This window comes from Suttonella ornithocola (assembly GCF_001889065.1).
GTDB lineage: Bacteria > Pseudomonadota > Gammaproteobacteria > Cardiobacteriales > Cardiobacteriaceae > Suttonella_A > Suttonella_A ornithocola.
The window spans coordinates 1-5,510 of the sequence record NZ_LWHB01000011.1 but is presented as its reverse complement, the minus strand read 5'-3'; the positions used below and the strand labels follow the sequence as shown (position 1 = coordinate 5,510).

Sequence of the window (5,510 nt, the reverse complement as noted above, 5' to 3'; positions counted from 1 at the left end):
CCCCTTATAGTCCAGACTTAAATCCATTGAAAAGATGTGGGCTTGGATTAAGCAAATACGCAAAGAATGGCGGATGGATTGTATTGATACTTTACTCTTTTATCTGCTTTGGATTGGGTTAGGTTTTAGATGATTGCACTATAAGATAACAGTACTGACATACTCAAACAGCCATAAATAAAATGATGGCTGTTTGAGTATTTTGAGCGTTAATTCAAAACGTTTTAAGGCTTAAGTTTCTCAACGATATCATTTTCTTTTAATGCAGAGTTTTCTTTTGCCATATCGGCAGCAGTATCACCAAAATCATCAGCAAAATCTTTTTTCGCGCCTTTATCAAGTAAATATTGCAACGCTTCTGGATTGTTGCCTTTCAGTGCCAAATACATCAACGCGCTCATTTTGTCTTTATCAACCGCATTCACATCTGCACCCGCTTCAACCAATGCTTTTAAGGTATCAACACTTGCATTATTTCGTGCCGCAGCAACTAATGCATTTTCACCGCGTTCGTTACTCACTTTTGCATCCGCACCGGCTTTTAATAACATCGCAATGATTTCATCATTTCCTTTACGGCTACGCTTGCCCGCTTCAATTAACGGTGTATTTCCTTGTTTGTCCGCAATATTCACTTTTGCGCCTTTTTCTAATAATAAAGCGACCACTTCCGGCTCATTGCGATTGGCAGCATACATTAGTGGTGTGCGACCTGCTTTATCCGCCTGATTAACGTCTAATCCCAATTCTAGGAAACGTTTAATCACGTTAATACTATTGCGGTAAGCCGCTTGTGATAACGCATCGCGTCCCGCATCATTGGTATTTTTAGGATCAAAACCTTGCTCAATAAGATAATTGATACTCTTTAATCCATTACGAATAGCCGCACGATTTAGCGCATCTTCGCCAGCAGCAGTTTTTTCGTTTTTATCGCCTAATTGCTCGGCAACCCATGCAATGACTTCAGGATTACTATTACGATAAGCCGCTAATAGATAGGCACTTTCCTCTTTTTCTGTTTTCGCTTTTAAATCTGAAACGCTGGCAAGATATTTCACTACGTCTAAATTAGGATTTAGATAAGCGGCTGCTAATGCAGCGTTATAGCCACCGTCATCAATATCATTCGGATCGATGCCTTGCTCAATCAAATATTCTAAGACCGCTTTATCTTTTTGTGAAAAAGCACCATAACCCACTACCGTGCGATCAGCATCATCACGGTCTTGGATATCTGCCCCCTGCTCTAAGAGATATTTCACGCTATCTAAACCAGAACCATAAGCCGCCCATAACAAGGCAGCGCGTCCACCGTGTCCACGACGACGGATATCTGCGCCATTTTCAACCAAATATTTAACGACTTCGAGGGGTGCATTATTACGTAAGGCATTAATTAACGGTGTAAAATTATCTGAATCAATGTCAGTGATAGCATTACCATCTTGCACCGCTTTTTGAACGGTTTCTAAATTTGCCGATTTCCAAAAGTCTTTACTTAACATTGGATTTGCAGCAAAAGCCGCTTGACCAAGTAGCGTAAAACCAAGAGAAAGCGCGAGCAGAGTTTGTTTCATGGGGTTCTCCAAATTAAACATTAATAAACATCTTCAAGATAGCGTTTGCGACGTTTCAGCTCGGCAACGCTGCTACCTAGCGTTTGCACCAGCTGTTCAATTTCATTGCGCACTGCCGCTGCCATCGCTTGCCCACCGCAAACCATGATGACCGCACCATCGCGCAACCTTGCTAAAATATGTTCGCCATCTGCATGAATGAGCTGCTGAACATACTGTTTTTCAGCAATGCGTGACCAAGCCAGTTGGCAACGATGAAGTCGACCGATTTCTTGCCATTTCGCCAATTCTGTTTGGTATAAAGCATCACTCTCAGGATGACGTCCGCCCCAATATAAATCCACGATGCGATTGGTATGATTTTGTCTAATCATGCCAATAAAAGGGGCAATACCTGTACCAGCGCCAATCATGACCACCGGTCTGCGTCCTTTAGGCAAATGAAAGCGATGATTTTCTTCAACGACTACCTCTATACAATCTCCAATGGGCATGGTGCATAACCAATTTGAGCATAGTCCATCAGGTTGCCAACGCACGCATAGCTCAATTTTAGGTTCGCTATGTTTTGCACCCATTGAATAATAACGCGGTGCCGCATCTTTCACTGGCGGATAAATCGCCAATAAATCGCCTGCTTGATAACGCCCTTTTTTCACCGCTTCAAAGGTTAAAATACCAATCGGTGCATTCACCGCTTCGCCGTAAATTTGACGGTTAATTAGTTTCAAAGACTGCGTTTTTGGTCGTTTTGCTTGGTAATGCACGGCTAAAGATTTGCCTAATGGTTCCGATAATAAACCGCACCAATGATGAAACGTTTGCGCAGATTGTCTATCGACATAAGTCAGTGGCAAACAAGCCGAGCCAAATTTTGTGGTTAATGCCGCGTCAACGGTTTGTCCAAACGCACAAAAAGCAGGAAATGCTTTATCGCCAAAAGCTAAAGTGGCATGTTTAACTTCATCTTGCGTCAATGTTTCTAAGCGCGATAAAAAGCGTTTTCCAGAAGCCGGCGCATCGCCATCGCCATAAGTAGCGGTTAACACCAATAAATAACGTAATTTTGGATAATGACTTGCCAGTGCATTCATTTCAATCGTGCGTACAGAAAAACTCGCGTCATGTAAAGCATCATGCAAAGCTTTTGCAAACTGCCAGGTGCTACCATGCTCTGAACCAACTAAGAGCAAAATTTCCGCCTGTGCTGCTGAAGCATTATGACGTAAGCGCACTTTATTGCGCTGATTACGCCACCAAATCATCACGCCCGTTACTGCAAATAATGGCACGGTTAGAGAAGATAACAATAAGATAACTGCCCAAAAACGCGTTCCTTCGCCCGTATGCAATAGCATGACCCAGTCATAAATTCTGGCAGATAAGGCTAATGGCTCTTTTTTTAAGACCTCACCACTAAACTGGTCAACAAAAATATAAGCGTTATCCGTTTGAACCGTCCAAACATCAAACCAATCATCTGCGACTGGATAAATAATTTCTTTTACTTGAGCAATAGGAATCTCTTTCAATCCTTGCAGAGTCCAAGGTTTAACAGGGTCTAATTGCTCTCGACTTTCTGGATAAGCAGGTGGCTTATCTGAACCATCTGATACCCAGTGAAACGTTACCGCAGATAACCACAGAGAAGTTAGCACCGTAACAATCAATGGCAAAATTGCAAGCCGCCCAACCGCCGCATGTAGATTGCCTGCGCCTCGCCATGAAACACGACTAAGAATTTGTCGCCAGCCACCCATTCGTCGTACTAATAAGAAGCATCCAGACAACGTCAGAAATGCCATTGCAATACCAGCCAACGCTGGTAATAACCGTCCCTTTTCACCCAAAAAGAAAGAGCGGTGGAAATCTTTTATTACACCATAGAGCTTTGGTTCTTGCCGTTTGGGTAGAAATTTCCCTGTTTCTAAACTGAGATTGGTCTCCCGCAAATGGTTATTACGGGAATAACTTAGATTTGCTTCACCTGCGGGGGAAATTTTCAATCGTTGTGGCGTAATCCTTGAATTAGCCTTAGCAATTTTCTCGATGACTTCTGCAACAGATTGCGCTTGGGGCGTATGCCGTACCTGATACGCTTCATACAGCGGTTGAGTCGCTAAAAAAGTCCCTGTACCTGCCATCGTAATGACAAGCACCGCTAACGCTAAACCAGTCCATAAGTGAATACGACGCCACATATCGTTAAAACATTTCTAAATTATGAGCCAAATAACGCGAATACCTTCCATATTCACTAAATTTAATCCCATTTATAACGAATATAACGAACATATCCTGTTCCAGGTATTTTGGCTTTTTGTTTATCACTAGACAGCTCAGCTTCGACATCCGTAGGATAATTATTTTGGTCTTCTACGATACTATCGACCCGGACTTTATATCCCTTATCTAATTCATCTTCATTTAAATGCACACGGATGACTTCACGGTCACCAGCTTTTGTAGAAGCACCTGTAATCGCATCCAATTCTTGTGGCGCACGACCTAAATATTTCCACCAACGCGGCTGACTTTTATGCCAACGGGTTTCAGGTCCTGAAACCCACAGCGTGCGCACATAGCGACCTTCTGGGTCAACAAGATACATCGTGAAATACGCTGGATGCCCTTCATATTCATTCAGTTGCACTAAAAAAGTAGCTTCTGTCGCTTGTGCGGCTACAGAAAATGCGAGACTTGTCGATAACGCCGTTGCTACCAATATTTTTTTTAACGCACCTTGTATGGAATAAGAAGAAAAACCCCTAGAAATTGTTGACATAAAGCCTCCAAAAAAAGAATGGGAATAAAAAATAGGTCTTATAAAACGGCGCAGCCTAAACAAAAGTTCATCTTGTGTCAATAAATGAGAACAATTTTTATCAACATTTACTTTATAGACTTACTTTCTCCATACACAATATGTCCTAGATTATTCGTCAGATTATGACTATCCTATGCGCTTTTTTGCTCTAATGGTTCAAAGGAGAATACATGATTGCCAACGGCCTAAAATCCCTTATCGGGAGCTTTATTGGTCTTTTTATTTTTTTCATTCCCATTCCCGTTGGAGAAAAATGGAAAACCCCATTAGTTGCGCTAATTGATGCGCTAGGTAGCGGACTAGGAAAGGTTTTACCCATTATCGTGTTAATCATTATTGCGCTACTATGCTTAAATTGGATTGTTTCACGGATAAATCCTAAGGCTAAATTCGCGTATATTCATAAAAAAGACGGAATGATTACTGGTATTCTTTTTTTTCTTGCGCTTATTTTTACTGCCATGCTGACATTAGGTATCGCACCTGAATGGCTTGCTAATCCAGAAGTTGGTGGATTAGTGATGAAGTTAGCGGGCAAAGTCTTACTCACCGTAAGTATTGCGGGAATTGCCGTATTATTTTTAACCGAATTTGGGTTTCTTGAGTTTCTCGGCACACTCTTAGAACCACTCATGCGTCCGCTTTATCGTACCCCCGGTATCAGCGCGGTGGATGCCATTACCTCATTTGTGGCTGCGCCTGCGGTGGGTATCTTTCTCACCGATAAACTCTATCGTCAAAAAATCTATACTGAACGTGAAGCTATTGCGATTATGACAGGCTTCAGCTTATGTAGCTTAGGCTTTTTCACTGTGTTAGTTTCTATCGGTGGAATTTTAGATTATCTACCGCAAATGATTCTTTCTGCTTTTATTGTGAACTTCTTGCTAGCAATGATTATGGTACGCATTCCGCCGATTTCTCGAAAACCCGATACTTATATTGACGGCACACCACGACTTGAAAAAGCTCTTGCACGCAATAGCACCGCTTTGCGTCGCGCCATAGTAGGCGCTGCTACTCGTGCCTCTACACTCAAAATAGAAAACTGGATAAATGGTGTGCGAGATGCACTGTTATTCGGGGTAAAAATTGTTTCTTAC

General features: G+C 42.1%; 4 protein-coding genes. 1 reads left to right on the top strand and 3 read right to left on the bottom strand.

The window, feature by feature from the left end; genetic code table 11:
* Positions 1-224: 224 nt before the first annotated feature.
* The 3 genes from A5N85_RS00830 to A5N85_RS00820 form a co-directional block, all read right to left on the bottom strand.
* Entirely contained in the window at positions 225-1,580 is a 1,356-nt protein-coding gene (locus A5N85_RS00830; RefSeq protein ID WP_072575521.1) for an ankyrin repeat domain-containing protein, read from the bottom strand.
* A 20-nt stretch (positions 1,581-1,600) separates the two neighbouring features.
* Positions 1,601-3,781, bottom strand: a complete 2,181-nt coding sequence (locus A5N85_RS00825) for a PepSY domain-containing protein (RefSeq protein ID WP_072575520.1) — start codon at positions 3,779-3,781, stop codon at positions 1,601-1,603.
* Positions 3,782-3,843: 62 nt separating this feature from the next.
* Positions 3,844-4,365 carry a DUF2271 domain-containing protein gene (locus tag A5N85_RS00820; RefSeq protein WP_072575519.1) on the bottom strand — a complete coding sequence of 174 codons (522 nt, stop codon included), beginning with the start codon at positions 4,363-4,365 and terminating at the stop codon, positions 3,844-3,846.
* A 212-nt stretch (positions 4,366-4,577) separates the two neighbouring features.
* Between A5N85_RS00820 and A5N85_RS00815 the strand changes: the two genes are divergently transcribed.
* Positions 4,578-5,510: nucleoside recognition domain-containing protein (locus tag A5N85_RS00815; protein ID WP_072575518.1), on the top strand; the 933-nt coding region annotated here is incomplete at its 3' end.

Bases quoted from the DNA above. Each gene is read 5' to 3' on its own strand.
- A5N85_RS00820 (WP_072575519.1), bottom strand. From the start codon at position 4,365: ATGTCAACAATTTCTAGGGGTTTTTCTTCTTATTCCATACAAGGTGCG.
- A5N85_RS00825 (WP_072575520.1), bottom strand. From the start codon at position 3,781: ATGTGGCGTCGTATTCACTTATGGACTGGTTTAGCGTTAGCGGTGCTT.
- A5N85_RS00830 (WP_072575521.1), bottom strand. From the start codon at position 1,580: ATGAAACAAACTCTGCTCGCGCTTTCTCTTGGTTTTACGCTACTTGGT.